This is a genomic window from Ideonella sp. FW305-24 (genome assembly GCF_058788035.1).
The window spans coordinates 78,714-97,160 of sequence record NZ_JBYTAI010000009.1; the positions used below are offsets into that span (position 1 = coordinate 78,714).

Sequence of the window (18,447 nt, forward strand, 5' to 3'; positions counted from 1 at the left end):
GAACAAGGCTCTCAAGCGCGAAGGCGGCGCCCGGGATCGGTTTCGTGCAGGTGCACCGCCAAGGTGTCCCAGGGCAAGTCCGCCGGAATCTGCTTCAGGATGCGCCCCACCTCGCCGCGGTGGTAGCCGCCATGCGTGACCACGTGCAGCAGCATTTCCTGGCGCGTCATGCAGCCCTGGTCGCCATCGGTGAAGGTGAAGGCAACGGGTTCCGACAGCTGCGCTGGCGTGGCCGTCTCGGCGTAGGTTTGAAACCAGTCGTCCAGGGCCGCCAGCGAAGCGCGCAAGGCCTGCGGCGTGGGCGTCTCGGGCGTGTTGTCGGCCGTGAAGCCATGCGCGGTGCCGGTGAGGTGCGCCTTGAAGATCTGGTTCACCACGAGGCAGTGGTTCAACAGCCGCAAGGCCGTGCGACGTTCCTCGGGATGCCGATCAGCATCCAGGATCTGCTGGGCCTGCAGGCCCAGGGCATGCCCGTGCTTTCGTCAAACCAGTGACCGCCGCATCAGCACATCGGCGCGAGCGTAGTAGTCGGCCACGGGCAGCTCGTCTCGCGTGATGCGCTCGAAGCCTGCGGCTTCGTAGAGGTGAATGGCCGGCTGCAGGCGCGAGTTGGTGCCGAGGAAAAGGCGGGTGCCACCGAGTTCGGCGGCCCGGGCGATCGCGGCGTCGACCAGCCGGCGGCCGATGCCGGCCCCTTGCGCCTCGGGCACGACCCCCATCTTCGCCATCTCGAAGATGCTGCCTCCGAGGGACAGCAGCGCCACGCATCCCACCACCTCGCCTTCGCCGAGGCGAGCCAGCAACACGTCTCCGCCGTGCGCCAGGATGCGGTCTTGCGGGTCACCCAGCACCCGTTGGTCTTCCTCGGTCAGGGAAAACAGGCGCGAGATCCATGCTTCGTTGATGTTGCGAAATGCCAGCGCGTCAGCGGGTGTGGCGAGGGACGAGACGGTGACTTCGGTTTGGACGTTCGGCATGCGGTAAGCCTAAGTCCGCGGGATTCATGCGTCCAATACAAACGAATGCGCCCATCCATACACTGGAAGTATGGATGCCCGAATCGAACTGCGCCATCTGCGCTATTTCCTGGCCGTGGCCGAAGAACTGCACTTCGGTCGCGCTGCGCACCGCCTGCACATCGCCCAGCCGGCCCTGTCGCAGCAGATCCGCCAGCTCGAAGGGCTGATGCACGTGCCGCTCTTCACGCGCACTTCAAGGGCCGTGGCGCTCACCGAAGCGGGGCGCAGCTTCCGGCCGCGCGCCAGCGAACTGCTTGCGCGGCTGTCGTCCGACCTGGACGAGGCCCAGCGCGTGGCTCGGGGTGAATCCGGCCGCATCGACCTGGCGTTCATCTCCTCTGCCTCCGGCATGCTGAGCGCAATGCTGCGCTGCTTCATCGCGCAGCGCCCGGGCGTGCAGGTGCAACTGCATGAGGGCTTCACCGCGGAGGTGATGGAGCGGCTGGCCCGCGGCACGGCCGACCTCGGCATCGTCCGGGATGCGGAAGCACGCGAAGGCATCGCGCTGACCACGCTGCTCGAAGAGCCGTTCATGGCGGTGCTTTCGACGGACCACCCACTCGCTGCGGCGGCGAGCGTCACCGCCGCAGAGCTGGCCTTGTCACCCCTGGTGCTGTTCCCGTATGCCGCAGGCTCTCTGGCCCATGCCCGCAACCTGCAGCCCTTCCAGGAGGCGGGGCTGGAGCCGGAGATCCGCTTTCGCGGATCGCAATGGCGAACGATCTGCCAGCTCGTGGCCCAGGGCCTGGGGGTCACCGTCGCGCCGGCCAGCGCGGTCGAGCCGCTGCCAGCGGGCGCCAGGGCCATTCCGCTGGGCGCCACCGAGGCCCGCAGTGCCATCCAGATCGCACACCGCGTCGATGACGACAACGGCCTGGTGCGCGCGTTCAAGGCCCTGGCCACCGGCACGGCCGGGCCCGTGACCTGAGCGCGGGGGTCCAGCGCCCTGGCGCTGGTTCACCCAAGCCTGGCCGCTCAGCTGCCCTGCGCAAACGCCTCGTCGAAGAAATAGTCCTTCCACGACGCAGCCTTGTTCTTCAGCACGCCGAGCTTGAAGAGTTCGTCGGCGTAGACGGCTGTGCGGAATGGGACGATGGTGAAGTCGTTTTCCGGGTCTTCGATGATCTTGCGCACGAAGTCCAGCGGTAGCTTGGACTTCTGCGCGCGGATGAAGAGCTGGGCGGCGCGGGTCTTGTCGGCCTTCACGTACTGCTCGGCTTCCTTCAGCGCGGCGTAGAAGGCCTTGTAGGTCTTCGGGTTCTCGTCGTGGAACTTCTGCGTGGTGTAGAGCACGTTGAAGGTCGCCGGGCCGCCGAGGATGTCGTAGCTGCTCAGCACCTTGTGCACCGCCTTGTTGGCGTCCATGGCCTGGTAGTAGAACGGGGCGCTGGAGAAGTGCGAGTTGATCTCCGAGCCGCCGGCGATCAGCGCGGCGGTGGCGTCCGGGTGCGGCAGGCTGACCGAGATGGTGTCGAAGCGCTTGAAGTCGTCCTTGCCGAACTGCTTGGCGGTTTCAATCTGCAGCGTGCGCGCCTGGAAGCCGGTGCCTGCGGCCGGCACGGCAATGCGGTCCTTGTCGCTGAAGTCCTTCAGCGTCTTGACCTTGGGGTTGTTGGTGATCAGGTAGTTCGGCAGCGAGCCCAGCGCCGAGATGGCCTTGACGTTCTGCTTGCCCTTGGTGCGGTCCCACAGCGTGAGCATGGGTGGCACGCCGGCCGAGACGACGTCCAGCGAACCCGACAGCAGCGCCTCGTTCATCGCGGTGGCGCCGGAGATCTGGTTCCACTCCACTTCCACCTCGCCCAGGCCCTGCGCCTTGGCGTGTTTTTCGATCAGCTTCTGGTCCTGCACGACGTCGAGCAGCAGGTAGGCAATGCCGAACTGCTGGGCGATGCGGATAGTGCCTTCGGCCCGTGCAGCCAGCGGGCTGGCGAGCATTGCAACGGCTGCGATCAAGGACGGAATTCGGTACTTCATGGCGGTACTTTTGGAGAGAAACGGAGCGGGTTGGGGACTGGGAATTCGGAGGCGATCACTGGTTCGTGCGCTGCATGCCCCAGCGTTGGACCGTCAGCCTTTCAAGCGTTCGGAAGACCAGCGCTTCAACGACGAGGCCGATCACCACGACCATCGCCAGGCCGGCGAACACGCGGTCGGTGTAGAGCTCGTTGCGGTTCTGGAAGATGTACCAACCCAGGCCGCCTTTGCCAGACGAGGCGCCGAACACCAGCTCGGCCGCGATCAGCGTGCGCCAGGCAAACGCCCAGCTGATCTTCAGGCCCGAGAGGATGGCCGGCAGCGCCGCGGGCACGAGGATCTGCAGCACGTAGCGCAGCCCGCGCAAGCCGTAGTTGCGACCCGCCATGCGCAGGGTTTCGGGCACGGCCTGGAAGCCGGCATGCGTGGCCAACGCAAGCGGCCACAGGACAGAGTGCACCAGCACGAACATCAGGCTGCCCTGCCCCAGGCCAAACCACAGCAGCGCCACCGGCAGCAGCGCAATCGCAGGCAGCGGGTTGAACATCGCCGTCAAGGTGGACAGCAGGTCCCGGCCCACGCGCGTGGCCGCCGCCAGGCTGGTCAGCACAAAGGCCGCGGCAATGCCGATCACGTAGCTCTTCAGCAGCACCGAGAGCGAAATGCCGGTCTTCACCAGCAGCTCGCCCGAGGCCACGCCTTCAACGAAGGCGCGCAGCGTCTGTACGAAGGTCGGCAGCAGCAAGTCGTTGGCCTGCCAGCGCGCCAGCGCTTCCCACAGCCCGGCCAGCACGACCAGCACGATGCCGCGGCGCACGCCATCGTGCTGCAGCACACGGCGCCAGGCCGGCAGCGCGCGGGGCTTCAGCGCGGGCGGTGCTGCGCTCAGCACGTATTCCACGTCGGGTCGAGCGGTCAATACAGCGGCGTTCATGCTTACACTCCTGCAGCCGCGCGCGGCGTTTCAAACAGCAGGCCGTGGATGCGCTGCGTGGTGGCCTGGAAGTCGGCGCTGCCGGCGTTGTTGAAGCCGAAGCGCTCGCTGTCGATCTCTGCACGCAGCCTGCCCGGGTGCGGCGACAGGATGGCAATGCGGTTGCCCACCACCAGCGCCTCCTCGATGGCGTGCGTGACAAACACCAGCGTAAAGCGGAACTCGTCCCACAGCGCGAGCAGCTCGTCCTGCATGCGGCGGCGGGTCAGCGCATCCAGCGCGGCGAAAGGCTCGTCCATCAGCAGCAGCTCGGGCTGCATGGCCAGCGCACGCGCAATCGCCACGCGCTGCTTCATGCCGCCGGAAAGCTGGTGCGGATAAGCGTCCGCGAACTTGGCCAGGCCCACCTTCGCCAGGTACAGCTCGGCCCGCTCGGCCGCTTCCTTGCGGCCGCAGCGGCGCGCCGCCAGCAGCGGGAACAGCACGTTCTCGCGCACGGTTTTCCATGGCGGCAACTGGTCGAATTCCTGGAACACCACGGCCCGGTCCGGCCCCGGCTGCGTGATGCGCCGGCCGGCCAGCGTGATGCTGCCTTCGCTGGGCGTGACGAAGCCGCCAATCGCCTTCAGCAAGGTGGACTTGCCGCAGCCCGAGGCGCCCAGCAGCACGAAGCGGTCGCCCTGCATCACGCTGAGGCTGATTTGATGCGTGGCGCGCACCCAGTGCTCGCCTTGTGGGTAGTCGATGCTGACCTGGGCCAGCTGCAACAGCGGCGTGGCGGACAGGGCCTGGGGCGGCGCATCGGCGCCGGCTTGGGTCAAGGGCAACTGCATGGTCAAAACCTTCAAAATGGCGCGTCGCCTTCGACAGTCGTGCGATTCAGGCGGCGGCGCAGATGGTCCGGCGTGCCTGCCGCCAAATGCATCACCGAGCGGTTGTCCCAGAACACCATGTCGTGCGGCTGCCAGACGTGGCGGTAGACGAACTGCGGCTGCACGCTGAAGGCGAACAGCTCGGCCAGCAGCGCGGCGCTTTCCTCTTCCGGCAGGCCGACGATGCGGGTCGTGAAATGCTCGCTGACGAACAGCGCCTTGCGGCCCGTCTCCGGGTGCGTGCGCACCACCGGATGCACCGCAGGCGGCACCTCGGCCAGTTGCGCGGCGGTCAGCTTGGGCCGCCACGGGCTCTTGGCGCGCAGCTCCTCGTACTTGGCCAAGTAGCTGTGCTCGGCCTTCAGGTCGGCAATGCGCGCCTTCAGGTCTTCGGGCAATGCGTCGTAGGCCGCATGCTGGTTGGCGAACAAGGTGTCGCCACCCTCTTCCGGCAGCTCCTGCGCGTGCAGCAACGAGCCCAGGCTGGGCGTTTCCTTGTACGACAGGTCCGAGTGCCAATACTGGCCCGCATCGCCCAGCCCAATCGGCTGGCCCTGCTCGTTCTTGATGTTCGAGACGACCAGGATCTCCGGGTGCCCGGCCAGCTGGAAGTTCTTCAGCACGTGGATCTGCAGCGGCCCGAAGCGCCGGCTGAAGTCCACGTGCTGCTGCGGCGTGATGCGCTGGTCGCGGAACACCAGCACATGGTGGTCCAGGTGCGCCTGGTGGATGCGCCGGAAATCAGCCTCGCCCAGCGGCAGGTTCAGGTCCAGCCCAATGACCTCGGCGCCGACGCCGCTGGGGCTCTCAGACAGGCTGCGGATCTGAATCTCTTGCGGCGCGGCCGCGGAGTCACCCGGGGTGGCAGTCAATACAGCAGACATGGGGCCATGAGTTTTGTGTCGTCGAAGCGGCCACTCTAGAAGCGCAGCGCGTATCGGCGAACAAAGCTTTCCGGCATAGGCCATGCGGGATTCGAGTAAGTCGTCAGACAACCTCGTGCGCGCCGCTTTTGTCAGGCTTGACTCTGTCGATTACATGCGTAATCATCGCTTCATGTTTACACCCGTAATCGAAACACCATGACACCACCTGCCTCACCCGTCAGCGACGCCGAAGCCCAGGTCATGGAAGTGCTCTGGCAATCCAGCCCGCGCAGCACCGACGAGATTGCCGCTTCCCTGCAAGGCCAGCGCGAATGGCAGATCGCGACCATCAAGACGCTGCTGAACCGGCTGTTGAAGAAAGGCGCCGTGGCGGCAGAGAAGGACGGCAGGCGCTACCTCTACAGCGCCGTGCTGTCGCGCGAGGCTTGGCTCAGCCACCAGAGCCTGGGCCTGGTGGACCGTCTGTTCAATGGCAGGCTGGCGCCCCTGGTGGCGCACTTTGGCGCAGAGCGCGGGCTGTCGCAGGCCGACGTGGACGCATTGAAGGCGCTGGTGCGCACATACGAGAAAGCGCCCAAGCCATGACCGCCGCTCGTTTCGTGGATGTGCTTGCGAGCCAAAGCCTTTGGCTGAGCGCGCTGGTGCTCGTGACCGGTCTGGTGCAGCGTGTGCTGCTGCACCGCTTCGGCGCCGGGCCGGTACTGGCAACTTGGTGGCTGGTGCCGCTCGGTCTGCTTGCCACCTGGTTGCCGGCGGCGCGCGTGCCGGCAGACGTGGCGCTGGTGCAGTGGCTGCAATCCCCGGTGATCACGGTGCCCCAGTTGCGTGGGCCGCACACCGCCCCGCCCTCCTCGTCGCCCGCCGTGGCAATCGGCTTGGCCGTTCTATGGGCCGCGGGCGTGGTCACATCCCTTGCTGTGGCCTGGCGAGCCCAGCACCGCTACCTCAGTTCCCTGCGCCGGGCCGCTGTCGGCCCATGGCGCGCACCTGCTGGCAGCAGCCCGGCCGAGGCCGGCGTGTGGCACAGCCTTCTGGTGTTACCGGAAGACTTTGAGCAGCGCTTCAGTCCCGCCGAGCAAGCCCTGGTGCTGGCACACGAAGCCGTGCACATCCGGCAACACGACAACGCCTGGCGCTTACTGGCGCTGCTGCTGTGCGCGATGCACTGGTTCAACCCGCTGGCCTGGCGCGCGGCGCGCCGCTTTCGGCAGCACCAGGAACTGGCTTGCGACGCCGCTGTGCTGCGCCAACAACCAAAAGCGCTGGCCACCTACGCCAATGCGCTGATGAAGTCACACGCCCCGGTTACCGAAGTTCCCACCGCCAGCAGCGCCTGGCATTCCACCCACCCCTTGATCGAAAGAGTCCACATGCTCGAACTTCATGCCACCCACGCTGCCCGTCAGCCCGCTGGCCGATGGCTGGCCGCCACATTCGCCGTGCTCGGTGCTGGCGCCGTCTACGCCACCCAAGTCCAGCCCACGGAACCGGCCGCCAAGACGACTTCGGTGATGCTCACGCTGAACCTCGTCAACGACGGGCTGCCTGGCGGCTCGCCGCAGGTGCTGACCCAACTCGGTCAACCGGCCACGGTCCGGGTGTCGCCCAAGAATGGCACGCCCGGCGCGAGCTGGGAGATCGAGCTCGTGACCACCCAACTGGCCGATGGCCGGCTGCAGGTCGAAAGCCGCTACCGCACCGGCGAGCCTGCCCAGGATGTGGCGAGGTACACCCAGGTCATGGCGTCGGACCAACCGTTCCAGTTCGTCGTGGTCTCAGACGAGCATGTGCTGAGTGGCAATCAGACGGCGCGCCTGCTTGCAGCACGCTGAACGCACCGCTCAGCGCTTGCCCTTCGCCTTCACCGTCAAGTCCGCCGGCGCCACCGGCCCCTTCACCGCGGCCTGGGCCAGCTTGAAGAACACATCCGTGTTGTCGATCACGCCGACGAAGCTGAAGGCGCCGGGGCCGAAGGCGGACAGCGGGACGTCGGTGGCGGTGTGCACGGCCGATTCGCCGGGGACCTGGCCCGTGATGAGGTAGTTGCCCAGGCCGTCGCGTTCGGCCGGGTTTTCGGGGTACCACTTCAGCGGCTCGGCCTTCACCAGGGGCTGCTGGCTGTCCTTGACCGGCTGCGGGTTGCTGCGCCAGTCTTCGTAGCGGTCGGCATTGGCGCCGTAGGCCACCAGCAGGCGGAAGTCGATGTCGGTGGTTTCGGGGTAACCGTCGGCGGCAATGCGGTACTTCGGGAAGCCGGCCTGCTCGTAGACGCCCACCACCTTGTCGCGCAAGTTGGCCGAACCGCCGGCCTTGCCGAGCTGCTGCAGCACGGCGTCGGTCACGCGGCTGGCGCCGATCAGCGCGGCGCCGGAGCATTCGTGGTCGGCCGTGACGATGACCAGCGTGTCGCCGCGGTCGCGGGCGAAGTCCTGCGCCACCTGCACCGTGCGGTCGAACTCGATGGTGTCCAGCATCCAGCGCTCGGTGTCCATGTTGTGCGCCTGCTTGTCGATGGACGCGCCTTCGATCATCAGCACGAAACCTTGCGTCTGGCGGGCCAGCGTGGACAGGGCCTTCTCGGCCATTTCGTCCAGCATGGGCTGGTCGGGGAAGCCGTAGTCGTCGACCACGCTGCCGGTCAGGCCCTGCTTCTTGCCGCGCCGGCCGTCGATCTTGTCCAGCGCCACGTTCATGTTGGACAGCGAGAACAGGCCCAGCAGCTTGCCACCCTTGGCTGCGTCCAGCTCGGTCTTGCTGGCGGCGTACTGGAAGCCGGCACCCTGGAAGTCCTTGATCAGGTCGCGGTCCTTGTCCAACGCGCCGGGCGAGATGCCCCAGCGCTTGGCGATCTCGGCGCGGTGCGGGTCGGCCGCGTCGAATACATAGTCGGTCTTGTCGCCGCGGGCCGAACCCGGCGTGGCAGACGGCAGGAACCACTTGCGGCCGCCGCCCATCAGGACCGTCAGCCCGGTGGCGCCGCGGTCGTCGAAGAACTGGTCGACGATGCCGGTGCCAGCGCCGCGGTTGCTGGTGTGCACTGCGTTGCCGGCTGGCGTGGCGTCGAACACATCGGCCGTGGTGACGATGCCCAGCGCCTTGCCCTGCGTGCGGTGCAGGTACTCCGAGAGGTACTCGATGCGCGGGTTGTCGAAGGCGTCCGTCGTGTCGTCCGGGAACACGCCTTCTTCATTGTTGTTGTTCTTGTTGCCCAGCACGTAGGAGGTCATGCCCGGCGAAGAATCGGTCACCACCGAGTTCAGCGACGAGGTCTTGACCAGTGCGGTCGCCGGGAAGGTGTCCATCGCCAGCGGCGCAATGGCCTTGCCCTGCGCGTAGCCGTTCTTGACGATGCGCGCCGCAGTGCGCTGCGCCGCGCCCATGCCGTCGCCCAGCAGGATGATCACGTTCTTCACCGGTTTGCCCTGCGGCGTGCTGAACGGGATCACATCGAAATTGCCACGCGCGCTGAGCTTCTGCCCATCGTCCTGTTCGGCCTCGACGCTGAACTCATGCCGCCCCGTGGCTGCCACGCTGAACGCGCGCAGCGAGGCGATCACCGCATTCGCCGGCACGCCGGTCGTGCAACCACTCGCGCAGTCGCGCAAGGTCACGTTGCCCGCCACCGGTTTGCCATCCAGCAGGAAACGCGCACCACGCAGGCTGCGGCCAGCGTCGGGCCGCAAGGTGGCCTGCAGGTCGAAGCGCTGGCCGGGCAGGAAGCGCGCAATCACCGGCTCCGGCCGGCCCGAGCTGAACAACTCACTCGGCGGCGTAAGCCGGCTCACGCTCGGCGCAGCCATGGCACCGAGCGGCGCCAATGCCAGCACAGCGATCAACTTGAGACGGTGGATGCGGTCAGCGTTCATGGTGGGCATGGGTTGGATTGGGGGGATGTCTTGCGCGAATTCAGGGTTGCGCCAGCTGCAGTTCCAGCCAGGCCACACGCCCGTCCGGCGCCACCGTGTGCCCGTAGTGCAACCTGCCCTGCAGCTCGATCAACCCAGGCTGATGCGGCAGAACGCGCTTGGCATCGGGCAGCCGCACCAGCACCGTGGCGGGCGGCAGGTCATCCGCATCGCCATCGGCGTGCTCGCTCATCTGCACCGGCCTGGCCGTCAGCAGGAAAGCACCCGGCACCGGGTCTTCCTGCGCGACCATCCAGCCGACGAGCCGTACCTGCTGATCCTGCGCAGCGAGCAGCCGCTCGGTGGGCTGCAGGCCGGCGGGGCCGACGGGGGTTTGGAAGAAATCGGCGAAGCGGAGGGTTTGGGGGGCCTTGTCCGCGGCGTGGGCGACGGACAGGCTGCAAGCCAGGATCAGGCCCGTGGCGACAAAAATCAGGCGGGGTGTTTGGGTCATTGCATGGTTTGCGCCATTGGGGCGCAGATCAACCTGCAATGATCGGCGCCGCGCATGACCGAACCGTGACAATCATTGACGCAAGGCCGATCGCGCTCGAACGAATTTCCTTCGATCCAGCTGCGGCCTGTGTCAGCCCCTCGCGGGCCTTTCACGAACTGCGATGGCATGGCTTGCTTGCAAAAGCCTCGACGTCGCCCAAGCTCCGCGACGAAAACTGTCCAGTCCAGACAGCTGCCCGCTCCGAGGTGGACGCAGCATGCCGCCTGGGTTGCTGGGCCCGGACGCCTGGCTAGCGCGTTCGGCCTGGTCTGCCGAGGCTGATTCGTTCAGCCCCCCGCCTTCAACCGATCCAACTGCCTTCTCGCCAACTGGAACTCGGTGAACTCCGTGACCCCCGTGTCCACGCTCTGCTGGAACAAGCGCCGGGCCGCATCCCGCTGGCCGTCAAGCAGTTGCCATTCGCCGAGGAAGTAGGCGAGTTCGCATTGTTGGCCGAGGGCCTGGTCCGAGGGTTTGGTGGCAGCGCTACGGGCTTCGGCTTCGGTTCGCTGGCCGAGCAGGGTTTCGAGGATGGGTTGGGGCCAGGTGGTGGCAGGGCTGCCGGGCTGGGACTTGAGGGCTGCGTTCACGTCGCCGCCCAGGCGCTTGGTGAGCAGGGCCAGCCAAAGGCGGGCGTAGGTGGCCTGGTCGCCCATGGCTTGTTTCAGCGCTTCCAGCACGTCGCCGCGGGCTTCCTCGAAGCGGCCGGTTTCGTACAGCGCGCGGGCGCGCAGCATGTGCAGGTGCACATCGCCTGGCTGCTGGGCCAGGCCGCGGTCGGCCAGGGCGATGGCTTGGGCGTCGTCGCGCCGCTGGCTGGCGTTGACGGCGGCGGCGGCCAGCACTTCGGGGTCGTCCGGCAGCAGGGCCAGGGCTTGCGTGAGGTTGCGCTCGGCTTCCAGCGCATGGTCCAGGTTGTCGAGCTGGATGGCGCGGCGCATCAGCAGTTGTCCGCGCGCGGTAGGCGGCAGGCGGTCGCCGGCCAGGGCCTTGTCCAGCACCATCAGCTTGACGGCGGCGCTGACCTGCTCTGACGTGCGCGGCTTGACCTTGCCGCGCTTGAGCTCGTCTTCATAGCGCGCCAGCTGCGGCCTCAGCTGCTCCACGGCCGCGGGCGACAGCACGCCAATGCTCAGCGAGTTGCCCAACCGTGGCCAGAGCTTGTTGAGTGCGTCGCGGTGGGCTGCCCATTCGCCGGCGGGCAGGTCCTGCTCGCGCACCAGCAGTTCGGCGCGCAGCTCGGCTCGTCGGGCCGTGAGCTGCTGGCTGGTGTGCAGCGCGGTGAAGCGGTCGCCATCGTCGCGCTGCTGCTGTTGCGGCTGGGTGAACACGTCTTCCGGGTACAGCACGGTGACCTGCTGGCGGTAGCTGCCCAGCGCGGCCAGGCGCAGGCCCTTGCTGCGCGGTGCCTGGTCCGGCAGCCGCAGCGTCGAATACAGGCCGACCATGCCCAGCTCGCCAACGAGTTGCTTGTCTTCGACCAGGCGCAGGTACTTGGGTAGACGGAAGCGCATGCGCAGCCGCAGCGCGTCATGGTCCGGCACTTCCTCCAGCACCAGCTCGCCCACCGGCTCGGCGCCGGGATACTGGCGGGCGTAGTCCGAGTTTTGCTGCTTGCGGGCCTCTTCGATGCGCTCGCCGCTGAAAAAGGCGCGCGCCCAGTCGGCGTATTCGCCGTGGTAGGTCCACACGCTTTCCAGCTCCGGGTCTTCGGCCAGCGAGCGGAAGCTCAGCGTGTCCTGGATGTCCATGCGCAACACACCGGCCGCCGTGGGCAGCGTGAGGGCCGCAGCGTCCGCCACCGCCGGCAGCGCCCGGCCCATGCCCACGGTTTCGCGTTCGGCCAGCGGGCCGCGCTGCTGGCTGCGGGTCGGGTCCAGCACCAGGGACTGCTTGTCCAGCGCCACGCGGATGATGGCGTGGTTGAAAGCCAGCGGGCTGGGCAGCAGGTCCAGCGCGCCGCCGCGGTGCAGGGTGGAAACCAGCAGCGGCGTGGCGTCAATGCCTTGCAGCCGCAGCAGCGCGGTCATCAGCGCGACCTTGTCCTTGCAGTCGCCAAAGCGCTGGCGCAGCACCACGGCCGGGCTGGCCGGCTGGTGGGTGTTGGCGCCAATCTCGGTGCCGAAGTAGCGCACCTCGTTCTGCACGAAGTCCAGCACCTTGGCCACGCTGGCGGCCGGGGTGTCGCCCACCAGCGCCTGGGACTGGGCCTTCAGCTCGGGCGTGTCCTGCCCGGCCGCGCTGCCGCGGAACAGCTGCTCGGCCCAGCGGCCCACGTCGGCCCAGCTGGCGTATTCGCTGAACTGCAGCATGTCGCCCAGCACCTCGGCCGGCGGCTGGTCCGGATCCCAGGCAAACATGGGCACTTCGCGGCGGCGCACCTGCAGGTCGCGCCAGCCGGCTTTCACCTGCTCGGTGATCTCGTGGCGCTGCGGGTCTGCGCGGTAGCGAATGTCGCGCTGCACCGGGCTCAGCAGCCGGTAGCGCATCAGGGCCAGCGGGCCGCGGATGGAGACGCTCCAGTCCGTGTCGGCGAAGCGGCCGGCGAAGACCGGGTTGGCGCCGCGCACGCTGAAGGCCAGCTCCACCCTGTCGCCCACGCGGATGTCCTCCAGCACGGCTGAGATCGTCAACCGGCCGTCGTACATCTGGCGCTCCAGCTGGGTCTCGCGCTGCAGCACCTTGAACTGCACGCCGTGCAGCCGGTCCAGCCGCTGCGCGCCGCGCCACACCACCAGCCTGTGCAGCGCCAGGCGCTGGTAGCTGGGGTCGAATTCCAGCTCCCACTGGGCGGCCTGCTCCAGCCCGGCTGTGGTCTGCGCGCGGCGAACGATGCGGCGGAAATGTTCCTCACCACCCTTCTCGTCCAGCCGGACCTGGTCGTCCGACAGCAGCACCTGCAGCGGCGCGCTGGCAACCGGCGGGTTCTGCAGCTCGGTCGCCGGGATCTCGTCGACCCAGGCCGGCATGGCCTCGAAGGTGTAAGGCGCGGCGGCGGCCTTGACAGGCGGTTTGGCAGCCGCGGTGGCCGCCTGCGCGGCGTGGCCGAGCAACAGCAAACCCGACAAAACCAGCAACCCCGAAACCCGCGGCGCGCTGCACCGAAGCCATGCGTGTGACATACCCCTCCCTGTTCCCCCGGCGTGGACATCGCGCGCCTTGTGTCACCGATGTTAACCAAGCCCCACGGCAGACGACGCCAGTGCCAACAAGTTGGCCCCCTGATGGCATCGGGGCCGGCTTTCCGCATGGACAATGCGCGCCATGTTTGCGGAAGCCCCCCGTTCGCCGCCCTCCTCTTTCCTGCCCGACCTGGACCGCCTCGGCGACGAGGCGACCGACCTGGCGCTGCGCCGCGAGGCCATTCGTTTCACGATGGGGTTTGTCTGGCACAGCGTGCCGCTGATGGCCCTGGTCGTGGCGATGATGCTGTGGCTGGTGCGCCACCGGCCGGAGGCCTGGCCGCTGGCCGCGCTGGTGGCCTTGCTGGCCCTCGCCAGTTGCACAGGCCGCGTGCTACTGCAGCGTGAGAGCCGGCAGGCGGAGCTGCAGGAGCCAGCCGAACTGCGCCGCTTCGAGCGCCGCATGGCCTGGTACCACGGGCTGTGCTGCGCGGCGTGGATCATCGCCACGCCAGGCCTTTATGCGTTCCTGGACGCAGAGGGGCGCGCAATCTACACGGTGCTGCTGGCCGGCTCGGCATCGCTGTCCTGCTTCTACATGGCCATGGCCGGGCGCTGGGGTGAAGGCGTGCTGCTCGCGGTGCTGGTGCCGCTGGTGGTCCAGACCCTGTTGCCGGGCACACGTTCGTGGCCGATGGCGCTGGTGGCGCTGGCTTTCCTGGCCGGGCTGTGGCGGGTGCTGCATGCCGTGCGCCGCACCACCATGCTGGCCATTCGCCGCGGCTTCCAGGCGGACGTGCACAACCAGGCGCTGCGCGAGGCCATGGCCCAGGCAGAAGAAGCGGCGGCGGCCAAGTCGCGTTTCCTGGCGACCATGAGCCACGAGATTCGCACGCCGATGAATGGCGTGCTGGGGGCCTTGAGCCTGCTGGGCAGCGCGCCGCTTTCGCCCGAAAACGCCAAGCTGCTGGAAGTGGCGCGGCAGTCCAGCGAAAGCCTGCTGGACGTGCTGAACGACGTGCTGGACTACTCGAAGATCGAGGCCGGCCACCTGGATCTGCACGACAACCCGGCCCAGCTGGCGCAACTGGCCGGCGGCGTGCACGCGCTGTTCGCCGCCAGTGCAGACGCGAAGAGCCTGCCGCTGAAGCTGGCGATGGCCCACGGCCTGCCGAGCTGGATCAGCGTGGACGAGCACCGGCTGCGCCAGGTGCTGATGAACCTGGTGGCCAACGCACTGAAGTTCACGCCTTCGGGCAGCGTCACGCTGCGGCTGCGGCCAGCCGGCATCAGCGGCGGCCAGCCGCTGATCCGCTTCGAGGTCGAGGATACCGGCATCGGCATTCCGCCCGAGCGCATGTCGCAGCTGTTCCAGCCCTTCCAGCAGGTGGACCAGGGGCACCAGCGCGCGTTTGGCGGCAGCGGCCTGGGGCTGGCCATCTCGCAGCGGCTGGTGGAGCGCATGGGCAGCCGCATCGATGTGCGCAGCGTGCCCGGCCAGGGCAGCTGCTTCGGCTTCACGCTGCGCCTGCCGCTGGCCCATGCGCCGGCTGCGCAGCCGGTGGCGCCGGTGGCAGAGGCCGCGTCCACGCTCAGTGGCCGCGTGCTGGTGGCCGAAGACAACGCTGTGAACCTGATGATCGCCGCGCAGCTGCTGCGCGACATGGGGCTGACGGTGCTCGAAGCGCACGACGGCGAAGAAGCGCTGGAAACCCTGCGCAGCGAGCCGGTCGACCTGGTGCTGATGGACGGCCAGATGCCGGTGATGGATGGCTACGCGGCCACCCGCGCCTGGCGCGCCCACGAGCAGGCCAACGGGCTGCCGCGCCGGCCCATCATGGCGCTGACGGCCAATGCACTGCCGGAAGACGTGCGCATGGCGCTGGACGCCGGCATGGACGACCACCTCGCCAAGCCCTACGGCCCGGGTGAGCTGAAGGCGCTGCTGGCACAGTGGCTGCCGCGCACGCCGGGTTGAATTCCGGCCCTCAAGCCGCGGCGCGATGCTGCGGCGGGTTCACCGGCACGGCCCTGTCCGCATGCTGGGCCAGCCACTCGTGGGCCAGCTCGTCGTCCTGCTGTGAGGGATGGAAGTCGGTGCGCAGGTAGCGGCGCCAGGGTCCAAACAGCTCGCGCACCAGTCCGCCCTGGCCGAACAGGAAGCGCGCGCCGCTGGACCATGTGGACAGGCGCCACAGGCTGCGGTCGTGCCAGAGGTTGTTCACCGTCTGGCGCAACAGGTCGGTGGTGAAGTGCCAGGTCACGATGTAGAACAGCCGGCGCCGCCAACGCACGTCGCCGCCCAGCGCGTAGTACAGGTCGAAGGCCGTGCAGCGGTGTTCGGATTCTTCGCTGGCATGCCAGCGCCACAGCAGCTGCAGCCGCTCCTCGGTGCCGGCCAGCGGCGCCTCGAAGCTCAGCAGGTGCTCGGCCATGATGGCGGTGAAATGCTCGGTGGCGGCGGTCAGCCCCAGCCAGACCCGGGGCTCCATGCCTTCGAGCCGCTTCAGGCGATGGCGGATGCGCCCTTCCCAGTGGTTCACCAGGCCTTGTTGCTGCAGGTGCTGGTTGAACAGCTGGTGGATGCGCCGGTGCGTGGCCTCCTGGCCGATGAAGCCTTTGGCCTCGGCTTCGTGGCGCTCACGCAGCTCGGGCGAGAGCGTCTGCAGCCCGAGCTTCACCGAGTCGATGAAAAACTGCTCGCCCAGCGGGAAGCTCATCGACAGCGCATTGAAGAAGGCCGTGCGGAAGGCATCTCCCCCGTTCCAATGACGCGTCAGCGGCGTTTCCATGTCGATCAGCAATCGACGAATCACCAAATCTGTCATGACGGCTCCTTTCGGGGGCATGAGCGCCGCAATCAGTAGTGCGGCGGCAGGTCGTCTCGCAGGCTGCGGAATTCGCCATTGCCGCTTTGCGTGGGCACTTGCTGGCGCAGTTGACGCAGTTCGTTGATCAGCAGGTCGAGCTGCTGCTGCTGGCGCACGATGACCTCGTTGAGCTGTTCGACCAGGTCTTCGGTGAAGCTGGCCTTGATTTCCAGCGCCACGAGGCGTTGTTCGACTTGTTCTGAATCTGCAGGCATGAAGGTAAAGGATAGGCCGGCACAACGGATCGGGAAAATCCCCGCCGTCGGATGGGCCATGCACTCTAACAATCGCCGGTTGCCCAGCTTCAAGACCATCACCCCATGTCCACGCCCTACCCTCATTTGCTGCAACCGCTGGACCTGGGCTTCACGACGCTGAAAAACCGCGTGCTGATGGGCTCGATGCACACCGGCCTGGAAGACGGCCGCGACCTGCGCAGGCTGGCCGCCTATTTCGCCGAACGCGCGCAGGGCGAGGTCGGCCTCATCGTCACCGGCGGCTTTGCGCCCAACATCGTCGGCTGGGCCAAGCCTTTTGCCGGCATGCTGGCCAGCAGCGGCGCAGCCCGGCGCCACCGGGTGGTGACCGATGCCGTGCATGCCGAAGGCGGCAAGATCGCGCTGCAAATCCTGCACACCGGGCGCTATGCCTACCACCCGCTGGCAGTGGCCCCTTCGCGCATCAAGTCGCCGATCTCGCCGTTCACGCCGCATGCGCTGTCTGGCGCCGGCGTGGAGCGGCAGATCGCCGCGTTTGTGCGCTGTGCCCGGCTGGCGCGCGAGGCGGGTTATGACGGCGTGGAGATCATGGGCAGCGAGGGCTACCTGATCAACCAGTTCATCGCCGCGTCCACCAACCAGCGCGAGGACCAGTGGGGCGGCGCCTACGAAAACCGCATGCGCCTGCCGGTGGAGATCGTGCGGCGCACACGCGAGGCGCTGGGGCCGGACTTCATCCTCATCTACCGCCTCTCGATGATCGACCTGATCCCCGGTGGCTCCAGCTGGGAAGAGGTGGTGCAGCTGGCGCAGGCCATCGAGGCGGCCGGTGCCACGCTGCTGAACACCGGCATTGGCTGGCACGAGGCCCGGGTGCCGACGATTGCCACCAGCGTGCCGCGCGCCGCCTTCGCCTGGGTCACGCGCAAGATGCGCGAGCACGTGCGCATTCCGCTGATCACCAGCAACCGCATCAACACGCCCGAGGTGGCCGAGCAGTTGCTCGCCGCGGGGGATGCCGACATGGTCTCGATGGCCCGCCCGCTGCTGGCCGACGCCCAGTTCGTCAAGAAGGCACGCGAAGGCCGGGCGCAGGACATCAACACCTGCATCGCCTGCAACCAGGCTTGCCTGGACCACATCTTCGTCAACAAGCTGACGAGCTGCCTGGTCAACCCGCGGGCCTGCCACGAGACGGAGATCCGCCTGCTGCCCACGGTGCGCCGCAAGCGGATTGCCGTGGTCGGTGCCGGGCCGGCAGGGCTGTCGGCCGCAACCACGCTGGCCGAGCGCGGCCACGAGGTGCACCTGTACGACAGCGCGGCTGAGGTGGGCGGCCAGCTGAACCTGGCCAAGCGTGTGCCGGGCAAGGAGGAGTTCCACGAGACGCTGCGCTACTGGGCGCGGCGCGTGGAAGTGACCGGCGTGCGGCTGCACCTGAACACGCGCGTGGACGCCGCGGCGCTGCAGGCCGAAGGGTTCGACGAAGTGGTGATCGCCTCAGGCGTGTTGCCCCGGGACCCGAAGATTCCCGGCCAGTCGCATGCCAAGGTGCTGCGCTACCTGGAAGTGCTGCAAGGCGCGGCTGTGGGTGAGCGCGTGGCGGTCATTGGTGCCGGTGGCATTGGCTTCGACGTCGCCGAATTCCTGGTTCATGACGGTCACTCCAGCACCTTGGACCTGCCGGCCTGGCAGGCCGAATGGGGTGTGACCGACCCGGCGCTGGCACGCGGTGGACTGGCCGCCGAAATGCCGCCGCAGGTGCCGGCCAAACGCCAGGTGACGCTGCTGCAGCGCAAGGCCGGCAAGCTGGGTGCGGGGCTGGGCAAGACGACCGGCTGGATTCACCGCGCCGCACTGAAGCAGCGCGGCGTGCGCATGCTGGGCGGGCTGAACTACGAGCGCATCGGGGACGAAGGCCTGCTGGTCAGTGAAGGCGAGCAGCGCGAGAACCAGCGCTGGCTGGCGGTGGACCACATCGTGCTGTGCGCCGGCCAGGAATCACTGCGTGAACTGCAGGCACCGCTGGAGGCCGCGGGCATCAAGGTCCATGTGATCGGTGGCGCGAAAGAGGCGGGCGAGCTGGACGCCAAGCGCGCGATCGACCAAGGGGTGCGGCTCGGCGCGATGCTCTGAGCCCTCCGGAG

Annotated in this window: 16 protein-coding genes; 5 read left to right on the plus strand and 11 right to left on the minus strand. The window is 67.8% G+C overall.

Going from position 1 to position 18,447, the window contains the following annotated elements:
• Nucleotides 1-11 precede the first annotated feature (11 nt).
• Both AC3WR5_RS22550 and AC3WR5_RS22555 read right to left on the minus strand, forming a co-directional pair.
• Nucleotides 12-464 carry a DinB family protein gene (locus tag AC3WR5_RS22550; protein ID WP_492487491.1) on the minus strand — a complete coding sequence of 151 codons (453 nt, stop codon included), beginning with the start codon at nt 462-464 and terminating at the stop codon, nt 12-14.
• Nucleotides 465-482: 18 nt separating this feature from the next.
• Nucleotides 483-977, minus strand: coding sequence for a GNAT family N-acetyltransferase (locus tag AC3WR5_RS22555; RefSeq protein ID WP_492487315.1), 495 nt, complete (start codon nt 975-977; stop codon nt 483-485).
• A gap of 70 nt (nt 978-1,047) precedes the next feature.
• On the opposite strand from AC3WR5_RS22555, the gene AC3WR5_RS22560 reads away from it, so the two are divergent.
• On the plus strand, nt 1,048-1,947 hold the full coding sequence (locus AC3WR5_RS22560; RefSeq protein WP_492487317.1) for a LysR substrate-binding domain-containing protein: 900 nt from the start codon (nt 1,048-1,050) through the stop codon (nt 1,945-1,947).
• Nucleotides 1,948-1,994: 47 nt separating this feature from the next.
• Here the strand turns inward: AC3WR5_RS22560 and AC3WR5_RS22565 are convergent, their stop codons facing one another.
• Genes AC3WR5_RS22565 through AC3WR5_RS22580 form a run of 4 tightly spaced genes read right to left on the minus strand, consistent with a single transcriptional unit; the run spans nt 1,995 to nt 5,686 of the window.
• Nucleotides 1,995-2,996 carry an ABC transporter substrate-binding protein gene (locus tag AC3WR5_RS22565; RefSeq protein ID WP_492487319.1) on the minus strand — a complete coding sequence of 334 codons (1,002 nt, stop codon included), beginning with the start codon at nt 2,994-2,996 and terminating at the stop codon, nt 1,995-1,997.
• 55 nt (nt 2,997-3,051) lie between these two features.
• Nucleotides 3,052-3,930, minus strand: a complete 879-nt coding sequence (locus AC3WR5_RS22570; protein ID WP_492487321.1) for an ABC transporter permease — start codon at nt 3,928-3,930, stop codon at nt 3,052-3,054.
• Between the two features lie 2 nt (nt 3,931-3,932).
• Complete coding sequence (locus AC3WR5_RS22575; protein ID WP_492487323.1) at nt 3,933-4,763, minus strand: ABC transporter ATP-binding protein; 831 nt, start codon at nt 4,761-4,763, stop codon at nt 3,933-3,935.
• A gap of 11 nt (nt 4,764-4,774) precedes the next feature.
• Nucleotides 4,775-5,686, minus strand: coding sequence for a TauD/TfdA dioxygenase family protein (locus tag AC3WR5_RS22580; RefSeq protein ID WP_492487325.1), 912 nt, complete (start codon nt 5,684-5,686; stop codon nt 4,775-4,777).
• A 198-nt stretch (nt 5,687-5,884) separates the two neighbouring features.
• On the opposite strand from AC3WR5_RS22580, the gene AC3WR5_RS22585 reads away from it, so the two are divergent.
• Nucleotides 5,885-6,274, plus strand: coding sequence for a BlaI/MecI/CopY family transcriptional regulator (locus AC3WR5_RS22585; RefSeq protein WP_492487327.1), 390 nt, complete (start codon nt 5,885-5,887; stop codon nt 6,272-6,274).
• Complete coding sequence (locus tag AC3WR5_RS22590) at nt 6,271-7,521, plus strand: M56 family metallopeptidase (RefSeq protein ID WP_492487329.1); 1,251 nt, start codon at nt 6,271-6,273, stop codon at nt 7,519-7,521. The genes AC3WR5_RS22585 and AC3WR5_RS22590 overlap by 4 nt, the downstream gene beginning before the upstream one ends.
• A 9-nt stretch (nt 7,522-7,530) precedes the next feature.
• On the opposite strand, the gene AC3WR5_RS22595 is transcribed toward AC3WR5_RS22590, so the two are convergent.
• The 3 genes from AC3WR5_RS22595 to AC3WR5_RS22605 form a co-directional block, all read right to left on the minus strand.
• Nucleotides 7,531-9,564, minus strand: coding sequence for an alkaline phosphatase (locus tag AC3WR5_RS22595; RefSeq protein WP_492487330.1), 2,034 nt, complete (start codon nt 9,562-9,564; stop codon nt 7,531-7,533).
• A 31-nt stretch (nt 9,565-9,595) separates the two neighbouring features.
• On the minus strand, nt 9,596-10,048 hold the full coding sequence (locus AC3WR5_RS22600; protein ID WP_492487332.1) for a hypothetical protein: 453 nt from the start codon (nt 10,046-10,048) through the stop codon (nt 9,596-9,598).
• A gap of 329 nt (nt 10,049-10,377) precedes the next feature.
• Nucleotides 10,378-13,167, minus strand: a complete 2,790-nt coding sequence (locus AC3WR5_RS22605) for a DUF3857 domain-containing protein (RefSeq protein WP_492487333.1) — start codon at nt 13,165-13,167, stop codon at nt 10,378-10,380.
• 187 nt (nt 13,168-13,354) lie between these two features.
• On the opposite strand from AC3WR5_RS22605, the gene AC3WR5_RS22610 reads away from it, so the two are divergent.
• Nucleotides 13,355-15,190 (plus strand): ATP-binding protein, encoded by a 1,836-nt coding sequence (locus AC3WR5_RS22610; RefSeq protein WP_492487334.1) that lies wholly within the window; start codon nt 13,355-13,357, stop codon nt 15,188-15,190.
• A gap of 10 nt (nt 15,191-15,200) precedes the next feature.
• On the opposite strand, the gene AC3WR5_RS22615 is transcribed toward AC3WR5_RS22610, so the two are convergent.
• Both AC3WR5_RS22615 and AC3WR5_RS22620 read right to left on the minus strand, forming a co-directional pair.
• Complete coding sequence (locus AC3WR5_RS22615) at nt 15,201-16,040, minus strand: metal-dependent hydrolase (protein ID WP_492487336.1); 840 nt, start codon at nt 16,038-16,040, stop codon at nt 15,201-15,203.
• A gap of 32 nt (nt 16,041-16,072) precedes the next feature.
• Nucleotides 16,073-16,297, minus strand: a complete 225-nt coding sequence (locus AC3WR5_RS22620; protein WP_141288990.1) for a SlyX family protein — start codon at nt 16,295-16,297, stop codon at nt 16,073-16,075.
• Nucleotides 16,298-16,402: 105 nt separating this feature from the next.
• Here AC3WR5_RS22620 and AC3WR5_RS22625 point away from each other — a divergent pair, with 105 nt between their 5' ends.
• Nucleotides 16,403-18,436, plus strand: coding sequence for an oxidoreductase (locus AC3WR5_RS22625; protein ID WP_492487338.1), 2,034 nt, complete (start codon nt 16,403-16,405; stop codon nt 18,434-18,436).
• Nucleotides 18,437-18,447 lie beyond the last annotated feature (11 nt).

Excerpts from the sequence above, each read along its gene's own strand:
- AC3WR5_RS22555 (WP_492487315.1), bottom strand. The coding sequence starts at position 977 with ATGCCGAACGTCCAAACCGAAGTCACCGTCTCGTCCCTCGCCACACCC.
- AC3WR5_RS22560 (WP_492487317.1), top strand. The coding sequence starts at position 1,048 with ATGGATGCCCGAATCGAACTGCGCCATCTGCGCTATTTCCTGGCCGTG.
- AC3WR5_RS22565 (WP_492487319.1), bottom strand. The coding sequence starts at position 2,996 with ATGAAGTACCGAATTCCGTCCTTGATCGCAGCCGTTGCAATGCTCGCC.
- AC3WR5_RS22570 (WP_492487321.1), bottom strand. The coding sequence starts at position 3,930 with ATGAACGCCGCTGTATTGACCGCTCGACCCGACGTGGAATACGTGCTG.
- AC3WR5_RS22575 (WP_492487323.1), bottom strand. The coding sequence starts at position 4,763 with ATGCAGTTGCCCTTGACCCAAGCCGGCGCCGATGCGCCGCCCCAGGCC.
- AC3WR5_RS22580 (WP_492487325.1), bottom strand. The coding sequence starts at position 5,686 with ATGTCTGCTGTATTGACTGCCACCCCGGGTGACTCCGCGGCCGCGCCG.
- AC3WR5_RS22585 (WP_492487327.1), top strand. The coding sequence starts at position 5,885 with ATGACACCACCTGCCTCACCCGTCAGCGACGCCGAAGCCCAGGTCATG.
- AC3WR5_RS22590 (WP_492487329.1), top strand. The coding sequence starts at position 6,271 with ATGACCGCCGCTCGTTTCGTGGATGTGCTTGCGAGCCAAAGCCTTTGG.
- AC3WR5_RS22595 (WP_492487330.1), bottom strand. The coding sequence starts at position 9,564 with ATGCCCACCATGAACGCTGACCGCATCCACCGTCTCAAGTTGATCGCT.
- AC3WR5_RS22600 (WP_492487332.1), bottom strand. The coding sequence starts at position 10,048 with ATGACCCAAACACCCCGCCTGATTTTTGTCGCCACGGGCCTGATCCTG.
- AC3WR5_RS22610 (WP_492487334.1), top strand. The coding sequence starts at position 13,355 with ATGTTTGCGGAAGCCCCCCGTTCGCCGCCCTCCTCTTTCCTGCCCGAC.
- AC3WR5_RS22615 (WP_492487336.1), bottom strand. The coding sequence starts at position 16,040 with ATGACAGATTTGGTGATTCGTCGATTGCTGATCGACATGGAAACGCCG.
- AC3WR5_RS22620 (WP_141288990.1), bottom strand. The coding sequence starts at position 16,297 with ATGCCTGCAGATTCAGAACAAGTCGAACAACGCCTCGTGGCGCTGGAA.
- AC3WR5_RS22625 (WP_492487338.1), top strand. The coding sequence starts at position 16,403 with ATGTCCACGCCCTACCCTCATTTGCTGCAACCGCTGGACCTGGGCTTC.